Annotated in this window: 17 protein-coding genes and 2 pseudogenes; 4 read left to right on the top strand and 15 right to left on the bottom strand. The window is 71.5% G+C overall.

What is annotated here, in order from left to right; genetic code table 11:
- Window positions 1-4: 4 nt before the first annotated feature.
- The 6 genes and pseudogenes from ispG to GA0070618_RS02450 all read right to left on the bottom strand — a co-directional run bounded on the left by ispG (window position 5) and on the right by GA0070618_RS02450 (window position 7,308).
- On the bottom strand, window positions 5-1,177 hold the full coding sequence (gene ispG / locus GA0070618_RS02425; protein ID WP_088980163.1) for a flavodoxin-dependent (E)-4-hydroxy-3-methylbut-2-enyl-diphosphate synthase: 1,173 nt from the start codon (window positions 1,175-1,177) through the stop codon (window positions 5-7).
- Window positions 1,178-1,186: 9 nt separating this feature from the next.
- Window positions 1,187-2,437: a M50 family metallopeptidase gene (locus GA0070618_RS02430; RefSeq protein WP_088980164.1), complete on the bottom strand. Its 1,251-nt coding sequence runs from the start codon at window positions 2,435-2,437 to the stop codon at window positions 1,187-1,189.
- Window positions 2,437-3,648 (bottom strand): 1-deoxy-D-xylulose-5-phosphate reductoisomerase, encoded by a 1,212-nt coding sequence (gene dxr, locus GA0070618_RS02435; protein WP_088985236.1) that lies wholly within the window; start codon window positions 3,646-3,648, stop codon window positions 2,437-2,439. The genes GA0070618_RS02430 and dxr overlap by 1 nt, the downstream gene beginning before the upstream one ends.
- A 335-nt stretch (window positions 3,649-3,983) precedes the next feature.
- A complete protein-coding gene (locus tag GA0070618_RS02440; protein ID WP_088980165.1) occupies window positions 3,984-4,568 on the bottom strand; it encodes a hypothetical protein in 585 nt (194 codons plus the stop codon).
- A pseudogene (locus tag GA0070618_RS34215) lies at window positions 4,565-6,319 on the bottom strand (RHS repeat-associated core domain-containing protein); the annotation flags it as partial. The gene GA0070618_RS02440 and the pseudogene GA0070618_RS34215, both read right to left, overlap by 4 nt.
- A gap of 437 nt (window positions 6,320-6,756) precedes the next feature.
- A complete protein-coding gene (locus GA0070618_RS02450) occupies window positions 6,757-7,308 on the bottom strand; it encodes a GNAT family N-acetyltransferase (RefSeq protein WP_088980166.1) in 552 nt (183 codons plus the stop codon).
- A 51-nt stretch (window positions 7,309-7,359) separates the two neighbouring features.
- Here GA0070618_RS02450 and GA0070618_RS02455 point away from each other — a divergent pair, with 51 nt between their 5' ends.
- Window positions 7,360-8,199 (top strand): YhjD/YihY/BrkB family envelope integrity protein, encoded by an 840-nt coding sequence (locus GA0070618_RS02455; RefSeq protein WP_088980167.1) that lies wholly within the window; start codon window positions 7,360-7,362, stop codon window positions 8,197-8,199.
- A gap of 187 nt (window positions 8,200-8,386) precedes the next feature.
- Here GA0070618_RS02455 and GA0070618_RS02460 read toward each other — a convergent pair whose 3' ends face one another.
- Together GA0070618_RS02460 and GA0070618_RS02465 are read right to left on the bottom strand one after the other, a co-directional pair.
- On the bottom strand, window positions 8,387-9,553 hold the full coding sequence (locus tag GA0070618_RS02460; protein ID WP_088980168.1) for an alkaline phosphatase PhoX: 1,167 nt from the start codon (window positions 9,551-9,553) through the stop codon (window positions 8,387-8,389).
- Window positions 9,554-9,621: 68 nt separating this feature from the next.
- Window positions 9,622-11,799 carry an MMPL family transporter gene (locus GA0070618_RS02465; protein ID WP_088980169.1) on the bottom strand — a complete coding sequence of 726 codons (2,178 nt, stop codon included), beginning with the start codon at window positions 11,797-11,799 and terminating at the stop codon, window positions 9,622-9,624.
- A gap of 128 nt (window positions 11,800-11,927) precedes the next feature.
- Here GA0070618_RS02465 and GA0070618_RS02470 point away from each other — a divergent pair, with 128 nt between their 5' ends.
- Window positions 11,928-12,689, top strand: a complete 762-nt coding sequence (locus GA0070618_RS02470) for a TetR/AcrR family transcriptional regulator (RefSeq protein ID WP_088980170.1) — start codon at window positions 11,928-11,930, stop codon at window positions 12,687-12,689.
- A gap of 11 nt (window positions 12,690-12,700) precedes the next feature.
- Window positions 12,701-14,296, top strand: coding sequence for a phytoene desaturase family protein (locus tag GA0070618_RS02475; protein ID WP_088980171.1), 1,596 nt, complete (start codon window positions 12,701-12,703; stop codon window positions 14,294-14,296).
- Between the two features lie 96 nt (window positions 14,297-14,392).
- On the opposite strand, the gene GA0070618_RS02480 is transcribed toward GA0070618_RS02475, so the two are convergent.
- Entirely contained in the window at window positions 14,393-15,955 is a 1,563-nt protein-coding gene (locus GA0070618_RS02480; RefSeq protein WP_088980172.1) for a Rieske 2Fe-2S domain-containing protein, read from the bottom strand.
- Between the two features lie 272 nt (window positions 15,956-16,227).
- Here GA0070618_RS02480 and GA0070618_RS02485 point away from each other — a divergent pair, with 272 nt between their 5' ends.
- A complete protein-coding gene (locus tag GA0070618_RS02485; RefSeq protein WP_231931579.1) occupies window positions 16,228-16,449 on the top strand; it encodes a DUF2631 domain-containing protein in 222 nt (73 codons plus the stop codon).
- Window positions 16,450-16,573: 124 nt separating this feature from the next.
- Here the strand turns inward: GA0070618_RS02485 and GA0070618_RS35440 are convergent, their stop codons facing one another.
- The 6 genes and pseudogenes from GA0070618_RS35440 to pyrH form a co-directional block, all read right to left on the bottom strand.
- The gene (locus tag GA0070618_RS35440) at window positions 16,574-17,503 is read right to left on the bottom strand and encodes a cell division protein DivIVA (RefSeq protein WP_249030847.1); all 930 of its coding nucleotides are present in this window, start codon (window positions 17,501-17,503) and stop codon (window positions 16,574-16,576) included.
- 378 nt (window positions 17,504-17,881) lie between these two features.
- Window positions 17,882-18,061 (bottom strand): annotated as a pseudogene (locus GA0070618_RS35445) (DivIVA domain-containing protein); the annotation flags it as partial.
- 31 nt (window positions 18,062-18,092) lie between these two features.
- Window positions 18,093-19,232, bottom strand: coding sequence for a dual-specificity RNA methyltransferase RlmN (rlmN, locus tag GA0070618_RS02495; protein WP_088980174.1), 1,140 nt, complete (start codon window positions 19,230-19,232; stop codon window positions 18,093-18,095).
- 104 nt (window positions 19,233-19,336) lie between these two features.
- Window positions 19,337-20,656: a phosphatidate cytidylyltransferase gene (locus tag GA0070618_RS02500; RefSeq protein WP_088980175.1), complete on the bottom strand. Its 1,320-nt coding sequence runs from the start codon at window positions 20,654-20,656 to the stop codon at window positions 19,337-19,339.
- A 348-nt stretch (window positions 20,657-21,004) separates the two neighbouring features.
- Window positions 21,005-21,562, bottom strand: a complete 558-nt coding sequence (gene frr, locus GA0070618_RS02505) for a ribosome recycling factor (RefSeq protein ID WP_088980176.1) — start codon at window positions 21,560-21,562, stop codon at window positions 21,005-21,007.
- Between the two features lie 55 nt (window positions 21,563-21,617).
- Window positions 21,618-22,385: a UMP kinase gene (gene pyrH / locus GA0070618_RS02510; protein ID WP_088980177.1), complete on the bottom strand. Its 768-nt coding sequence runs from the start codon at window positions 22,383-22,385 to the stop codon at window positions 21,618-21,620.
- Between the last annotated feature and the right edge of the window lie 56 nt (window positions 22,386-22,441).

A 22,441-nucleotide genomic window follows, 5' to 3' on the forward strand; every position in this document is an offset into this window, starting at 1 on the left:
CGGTTCAGTGGACGGTGACCGTCGCGCCGCCGACCAGGTCGCGCAGGTCGTCCGGCAGTTCCGCGCCCATCTCGTCGGCGATCCGCAGGGCCTCCTCGATCAGGGTCTCCACGATCTGCGCCTCGGGCACCGTCTTGACGACCTTGCCCTTGACGAAGATCTGCCCCTTGCCGTTGCCGGAGGCGACGCCGAGGTCGGCCTCGCGCGCCTCCCCCGGGCCGTTGACGACGCAGCCCATCACGGCCACCCGCAGCGGCACCGGCAGCCCCTCCAGGCCGGCGGTGACCTCCTCGGCGAGCTTGTAGACGTCGACCTGGGCCCGCCCACAGGACGGGCAGGAGACGATCTCCAGACCACGCTCACGCAGGCCGAGCGACTCCAGGATCTGGTTACCGACCTTGATCTCCTCGACCGGCGGGGCGGAGAGCGAGACCCGGATCGTGTCGCCGATCCCCTCGGCGAGCAGCGCGCCGAAGGCGACCGCCGACTTGATGGTGCCCTGGAACGCCGGGCCGGCCTCGGTCACGCCCAGGTGCAGCGGGTAGTCGCACCGCTCGGCGAGCTGCCGGTACGCCCGGATCATGACCACCGGGTCGTTGTGCTTGACCGAGATCTTGATGTCCCGGAAGCCGTGCTCCTCGAAGAGCGAGCACTCCCAGAGCGCCGACTCGACCAGCGCCTCGGCGGTGGCCTTGCCGTACTTGGCGAGGAGGCGCTTGTCCAGCGAGCCGGCGTTCACGCCGATCCGGATCGGCACGCCCGCGTCGCCGGCCGCCTTGGCGATCTCCTTGACCTTGTCGTCGAACTGGCGGATGTTGCCCGGGTTGACCCGGACCGCCGCGCAGCCGGCGTCGATCGCCGCGAAGACGTACTTCGGCTGGAAGTGGATGTCCGCGATCACCGGGATCTGCGACTTCTTCGCGATGGCCGGCAGCGCCTCCACGTCGTCCTGGCTGGGCACGGCCACCCGGACGATCTGGCAGCCGGACGCGGTCAGCTCGGCGATCTGCTGCAACGTGGCGTTGACGTCGGAGGTGAGGGTGGTGGTCATCGACTGAACGGACACCGGCGCGCCACCGCCGACGGGCACCGGGCCGACCATGATCTGCCGGCTGGCGCGGCGGGGCGCCAGGGCCGGGGGCGGCACGACGGGCATACCGAGACTGACAGCGGTCACTTCAGGCACTCACCTTGAGAAGAGCGTGATCGGGTTGACGACGTCCGCCGTGATGGTCAGCAGCGTGAACACGCCACCGACCAGGATCACCGCGTACGTGACGGGCATGAGCTTGAGGTAGTCGACACGGCCGGGGTCGGCCCTGCCGAACCGGGCGTAGAGCCAGGAACGGACGCGTTCGAACCAGGCGATGGCGATGTGGCCGCCGTCCAGCGGCAGCAACGGCAGGAGGTTGAACACGCCGACGAAGAAGTTCAGCGAGATGAAGAGCATGACGAACAGTTCCCAGGCGTCGTTGGCGACCGCCTCGCCACCGAGCCGGCTCGCGCCGACCACGCTGATCGGGGTGTCCATGTCCCGCTCGCCGCCGGTGATCGCGTCCCAGAGGGCGGGCACCTTCTCCGGGATGCGCTTCATCGCCTCGTACGTGCCGACGGCCATGTTGCCGGTGTACTCGGCGGTCGCCCCGAACGCGTCGACCGGACCGTAGGTGACCATGTTCGGGGTGCTGGGACGCAGGCCGACGCCGAGCGCCGCGACCGGCCCGACCGGGCCCTTCGCGTCGTCGAGCGGCGGACGCTGGGTGGTGGCGAGGGTGGCCCGGGTGGTGGCCGGCTGGCCGTCGCGGACGTAACCGATCTCGGCGGTGCTGCCCGGGGCGGCGGCCCGCAACGCGACGAGCAGCTGCCCGTAGTTGTCGATCGGGGCACCGTTGAGCGAGGTGATCCGGTCGCCGCTGCGCAGCTGGGCCTGTGCGGCCGGGCTGGCCGGGTCGGCGGGGGTGCACTCGCGGACGGTGTTCTCCGGCACCACGCACTCGCCGAGCGCGATGACCGCCGGCTCCTGCCGGGCCTGCTCCTCGGTGGTCGGGAAGTCCGGGTTCGGCAGGCCCATGAAGACGGCGGCCAGCCAGAGGGCGACGACGGCGAGCGCGAAGTGGGTGGCCGAACCGGCGCCCATCACGATGGTCCGCTTCCAGACCGGGTACCGCCACATCGCCCGTGGCTCGTCGGCCGGGTCGACGTCGTCGTCCTGCGGGGTCATTCCGACGATCTTGCAGAAGCCGCCGAGCGGGATGCCCTTGATGCCGTACTCGGTCTCGCCCCGCTTGAAGGACCAGAGGGTGGGGCCGAAGCCGACGAAGTAACGGGTGACCTTCATCCCGAACGCCTTGGCGGTGGCCATGTGCCCCGCTTCGTGCAGGCTGACCGAGACGAGGATGGCCAGCGCGAACAGGACCACCCCGAGCAGGTACGCCATCAAGCTCCTTCCACCGACGCCGCGATGATCTGCTGCGCGTGCGCGCGCGCCCAGGACTCCGCGCCGAGCACGTCCTCGACGGTACCTGGTTCGTCGAAGTCGGGAGCCTCCTCCAGCACCCGCTCCAGGGTGTCGACGATGCCCAGGAAGGGCAGTCGACCGGCGACGAAGGCGGCCACGCACTCCTCGTTCGCCGCGTTGTAGACGGCCGGACGGCACCGACCCGTCTCGCCGGCCGCCTTGGCCAGCCGGACCGCCGGGAACGCCTCGTCGTCGAGCGGGGTGAACTCCCAGGTGTGCGCGGTCGTCCAGTCGACCGCCGACGCGGCGTCCGGCACCCGGTCCGGCCAGCCGATGCCGAGCGCGATCGGCAGCCGCATGTCCGGCGGACTGGCCTGGGCGATCGTCGAGCCGTCGACGAACTCGACCATCGAGTGGATCACCGACTGCGGGTGCACCATCACGGTGATGTCGGCGTACGGCACGTCGAACAGCTCGTGCGCCTCGATCACCTCCAACGCCTTGTTGACCATCGTGGCCGAGTTGATGGTGACCACCGGCCCCATGTTCCAGGTCGGGTGGGCGAGCGCCTGATCCGGCGTGACCTGGGTCAGCTCGTCGCGCCGCCGGCCCCGGAACGGACCACCGCTGGCGGTGACGACCAGCCGCCGCACCTCGCCCCGCGACCCGGAGCGCAGGCACTGGGCGAGCGCCGAGTGCTCCGAGTCCACCGGCACGATCTGCCCCGGCCGCGTGACGGCGGCCTTCACCAGGGGGCCGCCGGCGACGAGGGACTCCTTGTTGGCGAGCGCGAGCGTACGCCCGGCGCGCAGCGCGGCCAGGGTCGGCGCGAGCCCGAGCGAACCGACCACCCCGTTGAGTACGACGTCGCAGGGCCACTGCGCCAGCTCGGTCATCGCGTCCGGCCCGGCGACGATCTTCGGGATCCGGAAGTCACCGGTGGCGTACCCGCGTCGGCTCGCCTCGGCGTAGAACGCGAGTTGGAGATCCTGGGCGGCGGACGCCTTGGCCACCCCGACCGCCTCGACGCCCAGTTCGAGCGCCTGGGCGGCGAGCAGCGCGACGTTGCCGCCACCCGCGCCGAGCGCCACCACCCGGAAGCGGTCTGGGTTGCGTCGCACGATGTCGATGGCCTGGGTGCCGATGGAACCGGTGGAACCGAGCAGGACGAGGCTCCGGGGAGAAGTCACCCGGCCATTCTTCCCCAGCCGTGCGAACCGCCCGCCGGGAGCCTCGGCCTCCACGTCGTCCGGTTCCTCCGGGCCGCCCCGCCCTCCTGCGACGCCTCCTCGTCGAGGAGGTCAGCCGGGTCGGCGGCGAACGGGAGGGGCGATCGCGGACGTTGAACGGACGATGCGACGAAGAGACGAACCCGCGCACCACAACAACCCCGAGCCCGTACGGCCCGGGAGCGACCCGCGGGCCTGGCGGTCTCCACGCCCGGCACGAGGCGTGCCGGCGGCGGTCACCGCCGCCGGCACGCCCGCTCGGACAACTCTGGGCACGACGGTTGCCCTCGGCACCGCTAGGGACGGAGTAGCGCCTTCATCGCGTTGCGGTAGGTCATCGACTGCGCGCCGGACTCGTTCCGCACCTCGAACAGCAGGTCCTGCGACACACCCTCACCTCGTGGACCCACCAGATCCACAAGCTCGGCCTGGCCCCTGAGCTCGAAAGCCAACCAACTGGTGGCACCTGTCGGGGGCGGCGAGATCCCGTCCATGCCGAGGGCGACCCGCAGCGCACCGGCCGAGACCTGGGGCAGGCGGTCCCGCCCCTCCTCAAGAGGGGCGAGCAGAGCCGTCACGACATCGATCGCCGCGGCCACCACAGCCGCCCCCGCCACACCGGAGCCCAACGCCCTGTCCCGGAAACGTGGCAGATTTGCCACGACCTGCTGCTCCAGGTCGCCCGAGGGCGGCGCACCCCCGAGCTCACGCCACTTCGACTCGATTCCCTGGTTGATGTCGAAGGTGTCGGAGTAGGCGACCCCGGCCAGGCGACCGAAGAAGACCGGAATGACCGAGGTAACGCGGGTGGCGACTGCCACCGAGAGAGAACTGTCGACGTGATGCCGATCAGCGGAACGGACTGACTCCTGCATGATCACTTACCCCACTTCGCCACCGTGGGCGTCAGGATACGTCCACCTGTCCGTTCGATCAGGGGCGCGCAGAAGTCGTCGCAGAAGATTCTGCTGGCGATCAGCAACTTCGGTTCGACACCCAGATTCATGGCCTCGGTGATCAACTTGCCTTCAGCGTGGTTGCGCCCGAGAAGAAGTTCGTTCCCCTGGACCTTGGGGAGGCCGGGGTACACCCGGAACGCCTCGTCGTCGACGTCCATCAGGCCCATCTGACGCCCGGAGATCTCCGACCTCGCGCCGACCGCGAACAGGTCGATCCCCTCCACGACGTGCAGGCCCCCCACGGTCCGGTATGCGGCACCCACCCCCATGAGGCTCGCCATGGAGTCGACCCGCCCCTGCAGAGACGCCTGGTCCGGCCGCGACGAACCACCACAGTTGTGTGCGAGTACCGGGGTGTGACCGGCCGCCACGTAGTAGGTATGGACGTTCGCGACGGTGAGGTTGTGGACCGTGGCCCGCGAGGTGGTCCATCGTGCGACTGCCGTGATCTGGACGTGGACGCCGGCGCTGGTCCGCAGCCACTGGCCCGACCGCAGGTCGGCCGCGTCGACCCACTGACCGAGTTCCGGAACCCAGAACGGATGACCGTCGGTCGCGGTGACCTCGGCCGTGGCCGAGCCCTCCTTGCCGTCGGTGTCGATGGTCACCTTCACCAGGTGCTTGACACCGTCGCCCTTGATCGTCGCGCTGACCGTCTCGATCTCGGTCCGGCCCGTCTCGGGATCGGTGGCCAGGACCTTGTCACCCGGCTTCACGTCCTCGATCGGCTTCGTGGACCCGTCGGCCATGACGACCCTGGTGCCGGGGACGAAGCTGTTGCTGTCGATCTTGCAGGAACCGCCGCTGGATCCGCCGTTGCCGCGGGAGGAGCCGCCCGACGACCCGCCGGGCTTGGCGTCGCCCTTACCGCCGCCGGAGCCCTTGCCGCCCCCGCCGGACCTCCCACCGGACGAACTCGCGGAGGAGCCCTTCGGGTTGGACTTGGACTGGGCCTGTTTCTGGGTCGGGTTACCGGTCTTCTTGGTGTTGTTGACCGCCTTGTTGCTGGTCGTGTTGACCTTCTCGGCGGCCTTCTTCTTGGCCGCCTGGGCGGCCTTCTTCGCCCGTTCGATCGCCAGCTTCTTGGCGTTGAGCGCCGCGGCCTCCGCCGCCTTGGCGGCGGCCAGCACCGCCTCGGCCGCCTTCTTCGCCGCCTGCCACGCCTGGATCGCCGAGATGGTCCGGTTGACCGCCTTCAGGACCGCCGGAATCTTGGCGACCTTGGTCCACGGGATCGCCCCGATGATCAGGCTGCCGCATGCCCACATGTCGCCGCCGAAGCAGTTCATGGCGTCGTTGATGCCGATGAACTCCTTGAGCACGTACCAGGCGGACTCCAGGATCACCGAGGTCAGCGAGCGGCCCATGTTGGCCTGCGCCTGGGCCACCATCGCCGCCGACAGGCCCGCGCCGGCCAGAGCCGCCGCCGTCTCCGAGGCGGTCAGCGTCACCGACAGACCGGTCGGGTCCGAGTGCGTCACCGGGTTGTTGTGCGCGTAGGCGTACCCGTTGGACTGGAGCGGATCGGCCAGGTCGAGGACCGGGTCGGCGGAGAGGAACCGGCCCACCACCGGGTCGTACAGACGGGCGCCGAGCGGCGTGTAGCCGGAGGCGTCGTCGCGGGCCGCGCCGAGGAAGCCGGCGTTGGTCTGCATGTTGGCACCCAGCGCGGCGTGGTGGTGGCGTCCTTGGCGGTGTCGCCGCCGAGGTCCTTCTCCACCAGCTCGGAGCGGTTGCCGAGCAGGTCGTACTCGTACTCCTGCCAGTAGCCCGAGCCGTCGGTGCCGGCGCCCGCGTTCACGGTGCCGTCCCCGCTGATCGGCCCAACCAGGCAGGAGGCCTGGTCCTTGGCGGTCCACGCCTCGGTCAATTGGCCGAGCGGGTCAAAGGTGACGCACTGGCGCTCCTCGACGCCGAGGGAAGGGGACAACTGGAACAGCGTCCGAGCCTTCGGTTGATGCGCCCGACCGCCTTACGCAGATCTTGGACAGTTACCGTCCGAATACGACGGTAACTGTCCAAGATTCGCTCGACGCTCGGCGCTCGGACGAAGACGCCGTCGCCGACCGGGGCTCCGGAGAGGCGGGCCGCGCGTCGACCGGCCGGTCGGTCAGCGCAGCGTCGGGCGGTGCAGGACGAAGGCGTCGACCTCGGTGCCGCCGTACCAGTCGGTGCGCCGGCCGAGGTAGCTCATGCCGAGCCGACGGGTGACCGCCTTCGACGCCTCGTTGCCCGGGTCGGTCACGGCGTAGATCTGCTCGGTCGAGGTGTGCGCCCACTCCCGCTCGATCAGCGCCCGGGCCGCCTCGGTGGCGTAGCCGTTGCCCCAGTGGTCAGGGTGCAGGTGCCAGCCCACCTCGATGTCGTCGCTCAGCACCGGGTCGTCCGGGCCGGGCAACTGCTTGATCATGGTGGTGCCGACCACCTGTCCGCTGTCGCGCAGTTCGACCGCCCAGATGTCGTACCAGCCGTCGCGGGAGCCACGGAGTTCCCAGCGGTCCAGCATCTCGACCACCTGCTCGGGATCGGTGAGCGGCGTTCCGTTGTTGAAGAAGCGCATCATCTCGGGCCGGGAGTACATGTCGTAGAGACTCGCCAGGTCGGCCGGTTCCCGCGTCCAGGGGCGGACCAGCAAACGTTCCGTCTCGGTGATCACCGCCATGACGCGGGATCGTAATGCGTGCGCCGGCTCCCGGTGGGGAATTAGCCGGCGATGGGCAGCGGATGGCAGCGCGCGAAACGGATCAGCCGGGCCGCCTTCCGGCCGGTACGGGGCCGTGACCTGTCGCTGCACGCCGCCGCGATCACGTTCTACGGGGCGATCGCGGTGGTGCCGGTCGCGCTGCTGGCGGTCTGGTTGACCGGGTTGGCCGTCGGGGCGGACCGGGTGCACCGGCTCACGTCGTACGCGGTGGAGACCCTGCCCACCGAGATCGGTGCGGACCGGGCGCTGGCCGCGTTGGTCGACGGCGGACTGGCGTTGACTCCGCTCTTCGCGCTCGCCTCCCTGCTGCCGGCGTCGCTATACGGTGAGGGCTTCCGCCGGGCGTTCGTCTCGGTCGCCACCCCGCCCGACCCGACCGAGTCCCTGGTCGGCTGGCGCGGCCGGCTCCTGCTGCTGCCGCTTTTCGCCCTCGCCCCCGCGCTGCTGCTGTCGATCCTGGTGGCGCTGCCGCTGACCACCGGGCTGGTCCGGCAGGGCGGGCTGGTCGGGGCGCTCGGCGTGGTCCTGTCGTTCCTGTCGGTGTGGCTGGTGCTCACCCCGGTGCTGCTCTGGGTGTTCCGGGTGGTCGGGCCGGCCACGCCGGACTGGCTTTCTGCGCTGGGCGTGGGCTCGTTCACCGCCGCGAACCTCTCCGGGTTCCTGCACGGTTTCGTGCTGTTCTGCTCGCTCCCCCTGGACCTCGGTGTCCCGTTCGGCGGTTTCGACGCGATCGGGGGTGGCGTCGCCGTCCTGCTCTGGCTCTACCTCTTCCACGTGATCGTGCTGGCCGGCTACTCGGCCACCCTCGCCCTGTCCCGTTGGCGGGCCCGCCGCGGAACCCGTGGTTGACCAAGGAGTTCACGTCGCCCGCAGCCGGGCAACCGGACAGCCAGACAGCCAGACAACGAGGCAACCAGGCAGCCGGGCACCCAGGTACCCAGACACCCAGGCACCCAGACACCCAGGCACCCAGGCACCCAGGCACCCAGGCAACCGGACGCGAACTCCTTGGTCGACGACCGGGGAGGGAGAGCGGTCAGGGACGGAAGGGGCCGGTGACCTCGTAGGTGATGCCGTCGGTGCCGGCGATGCCGCCGCCGGGGCCGCGCTGGGAGGAGAAGTAGAGGCGGCGGCCGTCCAGGGAGAAGGCCGGGCCGGTGATCTCCGACTCGGACTGGCCGGGCAGGCGGAGGAACGGGGCGACGACCCCGCTGGGCGTGATGACGTTGATCTCCATGTTGCCGCCGTCCTCGGCCACGTACAGGTCACCGCCCCGGCTGCCGGTGATGTTGTCCACGCCGGTCAGCGGTGCCGTGCCGGCCGGCACCAGCGAGTCGTCGTACGCCAGGTCGAGACGCTGGTTGACCGCGTCGTACGCCCAGACCCGGTTGTCGCCCTTGGTGGTGAAGTAGCAGACGCCCCGGTCGTACCAGCAGCCCTCGCCCCCGGCGAAGTGCTTCGCCGCGTCGACCTGCTTGCGGGTGGCGGTGGGGATGCCGTCCCGGTCCGGGATGTCGGCCCAGGCGACCGGGCCGGCGACCTGGTCGGCCGGGGCGCAGAGCACCTGGAGTCGGCCGTTGCGCAGGTCGCCCCAGACGTCCGGGACGAACCGGTAGAAGCAGCCGTCCCCCTCGTCCTCGGTCAGGTACACCACCCGCCGGTCCGGGTCGCAGGCGGCGGCCTCGTGCTTGAAGCGGCCCATCCGGCTGCGCTCCTCCCCGGCGCGGCTGCCGTCCGGCCAGGTCTCGTAGACCACGCCGAGCGGCACCTCCTCGCAGGAGAGCCAGGTGCCCCACGGGGTGGCCCCACCGGCACAGTTGATGTTGGTGCCGGAGAGGATCCGGTACGCCGAGGCGATTGACCCGTCGGCCCGGAAGCGCACCGCCGACGCGCCGCCGACCAGCGGGACCTCGGAGTTGGAGACGTAGATCCAGCCGTCGGCGGTCGGGAAGCAGGCCCCGCCGTCCGGGGCCGGGTGCCACAGGTAGCCGGTGCCGGCCACGACCCGGCCCGAGCGGCCGATGATCCGGCTGGTGAAGCCGGCGGGGAGTTCGACGCCGTTGGCGTCGGCGGGGAGCAGGTTCCCGTACGGGCTGGGTCCGGGCTGGGCGACGGCGGCGAAGGCCTGCTGCCAGAGGGCTCCGGCGAAGGTGGCGGTGCCCGCGCCGAGGACGGCGGCGCGCAGGACGGTACGACGCTCCACGGTTACCTCCAGAGATAAACGTCAATGCCCCGACGACACTACGGCCGCCGGGGCATTGATCGCAGTCCCTATCGGGTGAACGCGGCGTGACGATCACCGGCCGGGGCGGGTTCCTCGTCGCCGGACTCCGACTCGCGGAGGCCGTAGCGGCGGTAGACCCGTCCGAGCGGGCCGGGGGCCCACCAGTTCCACCGCCCGAGCAACCGCATGCTCGCCGGCACCAACAGCGCCCGGACCAGCGTGGCGTCCACCACGATGGCGACGATCATGCCGACGCCGACCAGCTTGATGTAGGCCATCCCGCCGGTGGCGAAACCGGCCACCACCACGATCAGCAGCAGCGCGGCGGCGGTGATGATCCGCCCGGTGTACTGGAGGCCGGCGGCGACCGAGGCGGTGTTGTCGCCGGTGCGGTCCCACTCCTCGCGCACCCGGGACAGGAGGAAGACCTCGTAGTCGGTGGCGAGACCGAAGAGGACCGCCAACATGAAGATCGGGTTGCTCGGTTCGACGAACCCGGTCGGTGTGAAGCCGAGCAGGTCGGCGAAGTGCCCGTCCTGGAAGATCCAGACCACCACGCCGAAGGACGCGCCGATCGAGACCAGGTTCATCAGCACCGCCTTGACCGGCAGCACCACCGAACCGAAGGCGAGGAAGAGCACCACCAGCGTGGCCACCGCCATCAGCAGCGCCATCCAGGGCAGCCCGGCGGAGAGGCTGTCGAGCAGGTCACGGTCGGCGGCGGGACGCCCGCCGACGAGAACCTCCGCGCCCTCCGGCACGGGCAGGTCCCGGATCGCCCGGACCGCGTCCTGGGCGACGTCACCGGTCGGCTCGCCGGTGTAGGTGACGCTGAGCAGGGTCGAGGTGCCCTGGTTGGCGGCGACGGTCACCCCGGTGACGCCGTCCACCCCGGCCACCCGGTCGGCGAAGGGCTGGACCTGCTCGACCGGGGTGCCGGAGACCAGCACGTCGATCGGGGCGACCGTCCCGCCCGGGAAGTCCTCGCTGATCCGGTCGGCGACCACCCGGGGCTCCGAGCCGGCCGGCAGCACCCGCTCGTCGAACCCGCCGAACTCCATCCGCAACGACGGCACCGCGAGCACCGCCAGCACCACCAGGACCCCGAGCAGGTAGGGCACCGGGCGGCGCATCACGCTGCGCGCGATCCGGGCCCAGGCGCCACCGGTCACCGCCGGCTCCGCGCGCCGCCGCCTCCTCGGCAGCGGTACGCGCAACGCGTTGATCCGTGGCCCGAGCACCACGAGCAGGGCCGGCAGTACGGTCAGCGAGGCGAGCATGGCGATCAGGACGGCGGCCATCCCGCCCAGGGCCATGGAGCGCAGGAAGGCCATCGGGAAGATCAGCAGGCTGGACATGGCCAGGGCGATGATCACCCCGGAGACCAGCACGGTCCGGCCGGCGGTGGCCATGGTCCGCGCGATGGCCGAGCGGACGTCCCGGCCGGCGTCCAACTCCTCCCGGAACCGGCTGACCACGAAGAGCGCGTAGTCGATCGCCATACCGAGGCCGATCAGCGTGATCACGTTGATCGCGAAGATCGACACCTCGGTGACCATGTTCAGCAGGCGTACCGCGATGAACGCGCCGAGGATGGCCAGCCCGCCGATGAGCAGCGGGGTCATCGCGGCGACCAGGCCCCGGAAGATCAGGATGAGCAGCACCAGCAGCACCGGCATGGAGAGGATCTCGGCCTTGGTGATGTCCTCGGTGGTCTGCTCGTTCGCCACGTGCAGGAACGGAACCGTGCCGCCGGTCTCGGTACGCACCCCCGGGGTGTCGAAGGCCGGGACGAGATCGTCGTACGCGGCGGTCTTGTCGTCCTCGTCGGTGGCGCGCAGCTGCACCAGGGCGTACGTGGCCCGCCGGTCGTCGCTGACCAGGGTGGGCGCCTGGGTTTCGTACCAACTGGTGACCTGGCGCACCTCGGGGTGCTCGCGCAGCCGGGTGAGGGTCGCCGTGACCGGGTCCCGGAAGGCCGGCTGGTCGACGGTGGTCGCGTCGTCGGAGAAGAGGACGATCACGTCGGCGCCCTGCGGCCCGAGTTCCTCGTTGATCCGGGTGAGCGCCCGGCTGGACTCACTGGCCGGGTCGTCGAAGCCCCCGCCGGTCAACTGGCCGAAGACCGAGGCACCCCAGGTGGCCCCGACCACGACCAGGGCAAGCGCGGCAGCGAGAACTCCCCAGCGCATCCGCACCACCATCCGCCCCCACCAGGCGAACATCGCGTCTCCCTTCACCGACCGCCAGGTCGTAGGATGTAACTATCGATCACTCGAGTGAACACCGTTAACTAGTAAGCACCGTTAACCTACGCAACGGCGTTCTCGACCGTCAAGGAGCCCTGCCCGGAATGACCCCACCGAGTCGGCGAGAACGCCTCCGTACGGCCACCGTCTCCGAGATCAAGGACGGCGCACGGCGGCTGTTGGTGACGGGTGGACTCGACGCCGTCTCGCTCCGGGCCATCGCGCGGGACATGGGCATGACCGCCCCCGCGATCTACCGCTACTTCCCCAGCCTGGAGGCGCTCGTCGCCGGCCTGGCCGCGGACTTCTACGACGAGCTGCGGCTGACCGTCGAGGCGGCCCGGGACGCCGCCGGGGACGACCCCCTCGACCAGTTGCTCGCCATGAGCCGGGCGTTCCGCCGCTGGGGAGTCGGCAACCGCGCCGAGTTCACCCTGATCTTCGGCAACCCGGTGCCCGGGCTGGAGGAGTTCACCGACGCGTGCGGCGACGAGGACCACCCCGGCGCGCGGCTCGGCACGGTGTTCGTCCGCCCGCTGGCCGCGATCGCCGAGCGCGCCGGCCTGCGCACCCCGCCCCGGGAGTTCCTGGAGGAACACCTCGGCGACCGGCTCGCCCCGCTACGGCGCAGCCACGGTGACCTGTCGCTGGAGGTCGCGTACGCCTTCCTCAGCGGCTGGACGCGGATCTACGGCCTGATCGCGATGGAGGTCTTCGACCACCTGCGCTGGGCGGTCACCGAACCGGAGGCCCTCTTCGAGACCGAACTGGCCACCTTCGTCGCCCAGCTCAGCCCCGCCGCCGAGCGGGACGGGGCGACCGGGGCCGCGGTCCGCGTCGCCCCGCGCCGGGCCGGATCGCACTAGGCTGCCCGGACATGACATCCGAGCTGCCGTCCCGCGCCGACGTCGTGATCGTCGGAGCCGGACACAACGGTCTGGTCTCCGCCGTCCTGCTGGCCCGCGCCGGCCTGAACGTGGTGGTGCTGGAGGCCGCCGACGTCATCGGCGGTGCCGCCCGGACGGAGAACCCGTTCCCGAAGGTCCCCGGCCTGCGCCACTCCACCGGCTCGTACCTGCTCGGGCTGATGCCGCCCGAGCTGCTCGCCACCCTCGACGTGCGCATCCCGGTGCTGCGCCGCGACCCGCACTACTTCCTGCCCACCCCGGGCGGGCCCGGCTCGCCGTACCTGCTCATGGGAAGCGACCGGGCGGCCACCCGGGCGCAGCTCGCGGAGTTCTTCTCCCCCGCCGATGTGGCCGCCGACGACGCCATGCAGGCCGAGTTGGCCGCGCTCCGCGACGATCTCGCCCCGGCCTGGCTCGCCGAGCCGCTGCCGGTGGAGGAGACCGCCGAACGGTACGTCCGCCCGGCCCTGCGCCGGACCTTCGTCGACCTGGTGCGCGGCTCCGTCGCCGACTACCTGGCCCGGTTCGAGTTCCGCTCCGAGCTGCTGGTCAGCATGTACGCGGTCACCGACGGGCTCTCCGGCCTCAACGCCGGCCCGGACGACCCGGGCACCGGGCACAACTTCCTGGTGCACAACATGTGCCGCCTCCCCGGCGCGGACGGCACCTGGATGATCGCCGAGGGTGGGATGGGCACCGTCTCCCGGACCTTCGCCGAGGCCGCCCGCGCCGCCGGGGCCACCATCCTCGCCGGTACGCCGGTCGCCGCCGTCCTCCTCGACGGCGGAGCGGTCTCCGGCGTGGCGCTCGCCGACGGCCGGACGGTCGACGCCCCCGTGGTGCTCGGGGCCTGCGACCCGTACCGGCTGATGGAGCTGGTGCCCGACGGCGCGTTGCCGGCCCCGCTCACCGAGCGGATGACGGCGGTCCGCCGCACCGGCAGCACGCTCAAGGTGAACCTGGCGCTGACCGGGCTGCCCCGCTTCTCCTGCCTGCCGGCGGACGCTCCGAGCCCGTTCGGCTCCACGATCCACCTGCTCCCCGGCTCGGCCTCCCTGGTGGGCGGGGACGCCACCTCGCCGATGACCGCGCTCCGCGAGATGTGGGCGGACGTGCGGGCCGGGCGACTGCCCGCCGAGCCGACCGTCGAGTGGTACCTGCACACCACGGTCGACCCGTCGCTACGCGACGAGGCCGGGCACCACTCGTCGGCGCTGTTCGTGCAGTCCGTGCCGTACGAGCTGGCCGGCACCACCTGGGACGACGCCCTTCCCGGCTACGTGGCGCAGCTGGTCGCGCTCTGCGAGCGGTACGCCCCGGGCACCGGTGACCTGATCGCCGACGCGGTGCCGCTCACCCCACCCGGCATCGAGGCGCACTTCGGGATCACCGGCGGGCACATCCACCACGTCGACAACACGGTCTCGTTCACCGACCGCATGCCGTACGCCACCGGTGTCGACGGCCTGTACGCCGGCAGCGCCGGCTGTCACCCGGCGGGCAGCGTGATCGGCGCGGCCGGCCACAACGCCGCCCGCCGTATCCTCACCGACCTGGCCACCTGACCCACGCCCGCGTCCTCACCGAAGTGGACAACCGACCCAGGTCCGCGTCCGCTCCGCGCGCAGCGGCACCCGCGTGGAGCGGACGCGGCCGGTGGGTCAGGCGGGAGTGGCCGGGGCGTCCGCGCGGTGGGCGCGGATCTTGTGGCCGACGCTGGTCAGGCAGCGGCCGCTGGCGAGGTCGAACTTCCAGCCGTGCAACTGGCAGGTGAGCTGGTCGCCCTCGACCACGCCGAACCGGGTCAGGTCCGCCTTCAGGTGCGGGCAGCGGCGCTGCACCACCCAGTCGCCGAGGGTGACGTCCTCGGCGTCGCTGGTGCGCTCGTGCTCGTCGTACCAGCCCTCGGCGTACTGCTGGCGCTCCCGGGAGAGGCACTTGAAGAACGAGTAGACGAACTCGTTGTACTGGCCGATCCGGGCGGCCGAGAAACGGCAGGAGAGGAAGAGCGAGTTGACCCAGTCCACCTCGCCGATGTGCAGCAGGTGCTCGATGAGGGCACGCTCGGTACGGAACCGGTACCGCACCTTCTCGTCCGCGTACGGCCGCACCTCCTTGCCCGGGAAGTCCACCACGATGGACTCGACGGACTCGCCGTCGTAGCCGACCAGGTCGAAACGGACCGGGCCGCCGACGCCCTTGGCCAGGTAGACCGACTCCTCCAGCAGCGGCTCGACGCGGCGCTTCATCTCCTTCAGGACGTCGATCTCCGGGTGCCGCCAGGACGCCTTCTCCGCCTCGATGACCGGGCGCTTGCGCTCCCGCATCTCCTCCAGGTGGGCGACCTTGTTGGCGAAGAACTCGTCGACCGGCACCGGGTGGGTCGTCTCGCAGCTCTCCGTGGTGACCTCGGCGACGCTGCCCGGCAGCAGCACCACCCCGTTGGTGCCGCCGACCTTGGCGTACTCGGAGAGGAAGACCGACTGGTCGGGGAAGATGTTCCCCTCGTCGCCGTGGATGTCGTTGAACTGCCACAGCTCGTCGTCGAGGAAGCAGGGCGGCCCGGCGATCGGGAAGACGTGGTCGGCCTTCAGGTCGTCGATGTAGCGCCAGGTGCGGTCGAACTGCCGGTCGCGCTTCTGCTTGCCGAAGGCGGTCTTGGCGGCCTGCGGCAGCTCGTAGACCATCGGGTACCAGATCGCCCCGGAGAACTGGAGCATGTGCGCGTGCACGTGTCCCAGCTCGGTGAAGAGGCTCAGGTCGGTGGGGCGGGCGTCGTTCTGGTTGAGCAGGCGGACGCCGTCGTACTCGACCCAGAGCGAGGAGTCACCGATCGGCCCGTCGGTCGGGCTGGTCAGCGACTGGATCATGATCTTCAGCCCGCCGTCGAGTTCGTGCACCTCCTCGTTACGGGTCCGCAGGAAGCTGGTGAAGCCCAGCTCACGCAGCTCGTCCTCCATCTCGGAGGTGGGGAACGCGGGCAGCAGCACGGTCGCCTTCTTCGACACGAACCGCTTCAGGTGCGCGGCGTCGAAGTGGTCCCGGTGCAGGTGCGAGACGTAGAGGTAGTCGACCTGGCCGAGGGTCTCCCAGTCGAGCTGGGAATTGTCCGGGAACGGGAACCAGGAGGCGAAGTACGCCGGATTGACCCAGGGGTCGCAGAGGATGCTGCCCGCAGCCGTGTCGATTCGCATGCTGGCATGCCCCGTACCGGTCACTCGCACCGTACAGTCCCCCTCAAAACGACAACCAAGGTGTACGACAAGACGCTACCGGAGTGACTGTGGCCCTCGAACCGCGACGCCGGTAGTGCCCTTCGGCCCGGTCGCCGGGGTGCATCAGCCTCGACCGGGCGAGCCGGGGCGGGAAGGCCGACCGGAACGCGCCGACCGGCCGGGCGGGGCGGGTGATGATGGCCGCCGCCGGACCCTGCGCCGGGCCCGGTCCGGGGCGTGCCAGACTAACCGGAGATCCGATCGCGAGGGAAGGACCGACAGTGGCAGGAAGCGAGCCGGTAACGTCGCCAGACCAGCACAAGCCGGGGTACCGCAAGGCCGGTCAGATCGGCGCGGTCCTCACCGCGCTGGCGATGCTGGCGATGATCTGCGGCAACCACGAGGGCAGGGTCGAGGACATCTTCCTGATCGTCGGTGCGGCGTTGCTGCTGCTGATCGTCATCGGCGACGTGGTGTTGCGCCGCAACGGCCTGCGGTCCTGACCCACCGGCTGGCGACCCGCCGGCCGGGCGACCCGGACGACGTGACGAGGGCCCGCCCCCACTCGGGGGCGGGCCCTCGGTCGTCGTTCCCGGGATCACCGCTCCGGCGTCCGGCTCGGCCCGGTCAGCGGCCGAGCAGGATGTCCTGGACGTCCTTCAGCGCCGCGTCGACCTCCGCCTCGAAGTAGCCGCCCGGAACGAGCGGGAAGCGCATGCTGTCGAGGTCCTTCGGGTTGACCGGCATCGGGCCCCGCCCCGACATGCCGCCGAGCAGGCTGTCGAAGAACCGGTCCACCTGATCCGGGTCGTACCCGCTGCCGAACCGCCGCACCTGGAATCCGCGCCGGATCTGGTCCACCCGGTGGAGGTCACTCCCGGGCGGGCCGGCCATCGGCGGAGGGCCGCCCATCGGGGGGCCACTGGCCGGTTGGGCCGGCAACGCCGGGGGCATCCCGGGCGGCGGACCGGCCGGGCCACGTCGTAGGTCCCGCTCGGGCATGCGGATCTCGGCCGTCATGTCCGCCCGGCCACGCCGGCCCGCCTCGAACCCGTCGAACCGGTCGTCCGGCCCGTACCCGCCGCCTGGGCCGGCGGGAAGACCACGGGGCGGCGGACCACCGTGGCCGGGCGGGGGCGCGGCATGACTGCGTGGCGGCGCGTCATAGTCCTCCCGGGGCGCGTCGTAGCCGCCGGGGAAGGCGCCGGTCTGTTCCTCGTACCGGCCGTACCGGTCGCCCGGGTTGGGCTGCGCGGGCATCGGCCGGGGCGGCAGCGGCGGTGGAACGGGCCGGCCGCGCTCGTCACGCATCGGCGGCCCCATCCGGTCCGGCGGCCCCATCGGGTCGGGCGGGCCCATCCGGTCCGGCGGGCCCATGCGATCCGGCGGACCCAGACGGTCTGGCGGCCCCATACGGTCCGGCGGGCCCAGACGGTCGGGGGGACCCATCCGGTCCGGCGGCCCCAAGCGGTCGGGGGGACCCATGCGATCCGGCGGGCCCATCCGGTCCGGCGGGCCCATGCGATCCGGCGGACCCAGACGGTCGGGGGGACCCATGCGATCCGGCGGGCCCATCCGGTCCGGCGGGCCCATGCGATCCGGCGGACCCAGACGGTCGGGGGGACCCATCCGGTCCGGCGGGCCCATGCGGTGCTCGGGCGGGCCCATCCGGTCAGGGGGGGCCATGCGGTGCTCGGGCGGGCCCATCCGATCCGGCGGACCCATACGGTGCTCGGGCGGGCCCATGCGGTCAGGGGGGCCCATGCGGTGCTCCGGGGTACCCATCCGATCCGGCGGACCCAAATGGTCAGGGGGGCCCAAATGGTCAGAGGGGCCCATGCGGTCGCCGGACCGGGCGGGGAGGGCCCCGCCGCGCTCCTCCAGCTCGGCGAGCTGCCGCTCGACCCGGTCCAGGTGGAGGTCGACCTGCCACTCGTCGTACCCGTTGAAGCGAACCCGGAAGACGACGTCGTGCACCTCCTGGGAGGCCACGGGCGCGCCGACCGGCTCGCCGGCGAGGGTCGCCTCGACCCGGTCCAGGAAGGCGTCCACCTCGTCGACCTTGTAGCCCCGGCGGAGCGCCTTTCGCCGGAAACGCTGACCCTGACTCGCCACTATGTCTCCTGGTTCAGTTCGCTACGCCCCGTCACGCCGTCGCCCCGTCCTGCTCCCCCTCGGCTGCGGCCAACTGCCCACACGCGCCGTCGATCTCACGCCCACGCGTGTCGCGCACGGTGGTGGAGACCCCGGCCTCGCGCAGCCTCCGGACGAACTCCCGCTCGACCGGCTTGGGGCTGGCGTCCCACCGGCTGCCGGGGGTCGGGTTGAGCGGGATGAGGTTCACGTGCGCCAACCTGCCGGCCAGCAACCGGCCGAGCAGATCCGCCCGCCAGGGTTGGTCGTTGACGTCCCTGATCATCGCGTACTCGATCGACACCCGGCGCCCCGTCCGGGCCGCGTAGTCCCACGCGGCGTCCAGCACCTCGGCGACCTTCCAGCGCTGGTTGACCGGCACGAGCTCGTCGCGAAGCTCATCATCGGGCGCGTGCAGGGAGAGCGCAAGGGTCACCGAGAGGTCTTCGCTGGCCAGACGGCGGATGGCGGGCACCAGGCCGACCGTGGACACGGTGATGTGCCGTTGCGACAGTCCCAGGCCCTCCGGGGCCGGCGCGGTCAGCCGGCGGATCGCCGCGACCACCCGGGAGTAGTTCGCCAGCGGCTCGCCCATGCCCATGAACACCACGTGCGACAGCCGGGCCGGTGAGCCGGAGACCACCCCGGAGGCGGCCACCCCGGCGAGGTAGACGGCCTGGTCGACAATCTCCGCGGTGGAGAGGTTCCGGGTGAGGCCGGCCTGGCCGGTCGCGCAGAACGGGCAGGCCATGCCGCAGCCGGCCTGGCTGGAGATGCAGACCGTGACCCGGTCCTGGTAACCCATCAGGACGCTCTCGACCAGGGAACCGTCGTGCAGCCGCCAGAGCGCCTTGCGGGTGGCCCCGTCGTCGCAGGCCAGCTCACGGACCGGGGTGAGCAGTTTCGGCAGCAGGTCGTCGGCCAGCCGCTCCCGGGTGGCCGCGGGCAGGTCCGTCATCCGCGCCGGGTCCCGAACCAGCCGCCCGAAGTAGTGGGTGGAGATCTGCCGCGCCCGGAAGGCGGGCTCCCCCAGCTCGGCGACGAGGGCCTTCCGGCCTTCGAGGTCGAGGTCGGCGAGGTGGCGTGGGGGCAGCGAGGCCCGTCGGGCAGCGGCGGCGTCCGGATCGACCGGGATCATGGGCAGGCTCGTCATGGCCTGTCCAGTCTCCCACGCCCGCGCCGCCCCCGGCCCGTCCGCCGCTGTCCGGCCACCTCCGGAACCCCTGACCAGGACGGCAACCCGCCGTGATCCATGCCTCAGCTCACCACCGGCGCGAAGACCGCGAGCAGCAGGTACGCCGTGGGCACGGCGAAGAGGATCGAGTCGAGCCGGTCCATCAGGCCCCCGTGACCGGGGAGCAGGTTGCTCATGTCCTTGATGCCGAGATCACGCTTGATCATCGACTCGGCGAGGTCACCGAGGACCGCCGCGACCGACACGGCCGCCCCGAACAGGGCTCCCCACCAGGGCGCCACGTCGAACAGCAGCCAGATCAGCAGGGCGCTGCCGAGCGCCGCCGCACCAACCGAGCCGTAGAAGCCCTCCCAGGACTTGCTCGGGCTGATCGTGGGGGCCATCTTGCGCTTGCCGAAGTTGGCGCCGGCGGCGTAGCCACCGGTATCGGAGAGGACCACCGCGACCAGGGTGACCAGGACCCGGAGATGTCCGTCGTCGGGAACGGCGGCGAGCAGCGCGGCGAACCCGGCGAGGAACGGCACGTAGACGGCGATCAGGGTGGCCGCGGTCATGTCGCGGCCCAGGCCGGCCTTGCCCTCGGCGAGCCGCCACACCAGCGTCGCCGCCAGGGTGACCAGCAGTCCCAGCATCAGCGCGTCCGGCCCGGACCACCAGGCCAGTCCGACGGTGAGCACGCCACCGGCGATCAGCGGGACCATCGGCGGGCGGGCGTCGGCACGGCGTACCGCCCGGCCCATCTCCCACATGCCGACCGCCACCGCCACCGCCAGCACGCCGAGGAACGCCTCGATGACCGTGAAGAGCGGCACCAGGATCAGCGCGCCGAGCGCGAGTCCCACCGCGATGGCGGCGGGCAGGTTTCGGCCGGCCCGGCTGGACCGGCCGTGTGCGGCGGCGGAGCCACCGCCCCGGATCGGGCGTCGCCGGCCACGCCAGCGGCCCGGGGGACGCTCCGGCGCGGGCTCCGCCGTCCCGGCAGGACGGACCGGGTCGTACGCCGACGGGTCCGGCGCGGTCCCGGGCTCCGGGTCCGGTCCCGGGTCAGCCGGCTCCGCGTACGGGTCGCCCTCCGGCCCGGGGTACGGGTCGGGTCCGGCCGCCCCGGCCGGGTGGTGCGGGTCGGGGCCACCGGTCGTCGGCACCGGCCCGGTCGACCAGGCCCGGTCGAAGTCCGGGTGGCCGGGGACGAGGGTGGGCTGGTCGTCCGTCCGCGCCTCGTCGTACTCCTCGGGGGTCCAGGTCACGACGGGCTGGTCGGCGTACGCCTGCCGGACCTGGCTACCGGGCCCCAGGTCGTGCTCCGGCCACGGAAGGGCGGGACGGGCCGCGCGGTCCCTGCCGCGGGGCTCGATGCTGCCGTAGGAGTCGAGGTGGGACATCACGCACCGAACGGGTGCGACGCGAGTTCCACCACAAGACGCAAGACCAAGACCATCCCCTGCACGCGACTGTTGTCCGTCCGGTACTCCCGCCCGACGGCCGGGAGATTCCCACTGTTCACGCTCCGGCAGTGGCGAATCGAGCCGAGCCTACTGCACCTGCGGGCCGCGCACTCCCGCAGACGAGGCCTGCCGTACTCCGGGTGCGACCCGGCGGGGCCTGAGCACTCCAGGCACGACCGGCCCCCGGGGCCGGACAGCCGACGGCACCGGTGTCCGCCGCCGCCGGGGCGGACGACACACCGGTGCCGGGCGGCGCGGACGGAGCAGCGGCCGTCCCGGCGCCGGTCAGACCTCGAGCAGCTCGGTTTCCTTGTGCTTGACCAGCTCGTCGACGGTGGCGACGTACCGCTGGGTGAGGTCGTCGAGTTCCTTCTCGGCGCGGCGACCGTCGTCCTCGCCGGCCTCGCCGTCCTTGACGATGCGGTCCAGCTCCTCCTTGCCCCGGCGGCGCACGTTGCGGATCGCCACCTTGGCTTCCTCACCCTTCTGCCGGGCGACCTTGATCATGTCGCGCCGGCGCTCCTCGGTCATCTGCGGGAGCAGGATGCGCAGCTGGTTGCCCTCGTTGTTGGGGTTGACGCCCAGGTCGGAGTCCCGGATCGCCTTCTCCATCGCGCCGAGCTGCGAGTTGTCGTACGGCTTGATGATCGCCATCCGCGGCTCGGGGACCGCGACCGAGGCCATCTGGGTCAGCGGCGTGGGGGTGCCGTAGTAGTCGATGATGACCTTGGAGAACATGTTCGGAGTGGCCCGCCCGGTGCGGATCGCGCCGAACTCCTCCTTGGCGTGCTCGACCGCACGCTCCATCTTCTCCTCGGCCTCGAGGAGGGTGTCGTCGATCACCTGTCCCCTCGCCTCCTTCTTGTGCTCGTTGTGGGCCTGTCGTGTCGATGGCCGGTCAGGCGGTGATCAGCGTGCCGATCCGGTCGCCGGCCACCGCACGGATGATGGTGTCCTCACCCTGGGCGCCGAAGACCAGCATCGGCAGACCGTTCTCCATGCAGAGGCTGAACGCGGCGGCGTCGGCCACCCGGAGGTTGCGGCGCAGCGCCTCGGAGAAGGTGATCGAGTCGATCTTGCTGGCGGTGGGGTCGAGGTTCGGGTCGGCGGTGTAGACGCCGTCCACGCCGTTCTTGCTCATCAGCACCACGTCGGCGCGGATCTCCAGGGCCCGCTGGGCGGCCACCGTGTCGGTGGAGAAGTACGGCATGCCCGCGCCGGCGCCGAAGATGACCACCCGGCCCTTCTCCAGGTGCCGGATCGCGCGCAACGGAATGTACGGCTCGGCGACCTGGGCCATCGTGATCGCGGACTGCACCCGCGTCTCGATGCCCTCCTTCTCCAGGAAGTCCTGCAGTGCCAGGCAGTTCATCACGGTGCCCAGCATGCCCATGTAGTCGGCGCGGGCACGGTCCATGCCACGCTTCTGCAACTCCGCGCCCCGGAAGAAGTTACCGCCACCGATCACCACGGAGACCTGCACGCCGCGGCGGACCACGGTGGCGATCTGCCGGGCGATGGCCTGCACGACATCCGGGTCGACGCCGATCGCGCCGCCGCCGAAGACCTCACCGGAGAGCTTGAGCACGACCCGCCGGGCCCGGCCGGGTGGCGGTGCCGTCGGATCGTCCGCCGCCCGGGTCCGATCACTCACAACCTGCGTCATCCGACCGCCCTTCCCCTCGCGCACATACCGCGCGCCGCGTCCCTGCGTCTCTGCCC

The organism is Micromonospora echinospora, from assembly GCF_900091495.1.
Taxonomy (GTDB): Bacteria; Actinomycetota; Actinomycetes; order Mycobacteriales; family Micromonosporaceae; genus Micromonospora; species Micromonospora echinospora.

Coding starts and splice junctions, on each gene's coding strand:
- GA0070618_RS02430 (WP_088980164.1), bottom strand. CDS start 2,437: ATGGCGTACCTGCTCGGGGTGGTCCTGTTCGCGCTGGCCATCCTCGTC.
- GA0070618_RS02450 (WP_088980166.1), bottom strand. CDS start 7,308: ATGGCGGTGATCACCGAGACGGAACGTTTGCTGGTCCGCCCCTGGACG.
- GA0070618_RS02455 (WP_088980167.1), top strand. CDS start 7,360: ATGGGCAGCGGATGGCAGCGCGCGAAACGGATCAGCCGGGCCGCCTTC.
- GA0070618_RS02465 (WP_088980169.1), bottom strand. CDS start 11,799: ATGTTCGCCTGGTGGGGGCGGATGGTGGTGCGGATGCGCTGGGGAGTT.
- GA0070618_RS02470 (WP_088980170.1), top strand. CDS start 11,928: ATGACCCCACCGAGTCGGCGAGAACGCCTCCGTACGGCCACCGTCTCC.
- GA0070618_RS02475 (WP_088980171.1), top strand. CDS start 12,701: ATGACATCCGAGCTGCCGTCCCGCGCCGACGTCGTGATCGTCGGAGCC.
- GA0070618_RS35440 (WP_249030847.1), bottom strand. CDS start 17,503: ATGGGTCCCCCCGACCGTCTGGGTCCGCCGGATCGCATGGGCCCGCCG.
- rlmN (WP_088980174.1), bottom strand. CDS start 19,232: ATGACGAGCCTGCCCATGATCCCGGTCGATCCGGACGCCGCCGCTGCC.
- GA0070618_RS02500 (WP_088980175.1), bottom strand. CDS start 20,656: ATGTCCCACCTCGACTCCTACGGCAGCATCGAGCCCCGCGGCAGGGAC.
- pyrH (WP_088980177.1), bottom strand. CDS start 22,385: ATGACGCAGGTTGTGAGTGATCGGACCCGGGCGGCGGACGATCCGACG.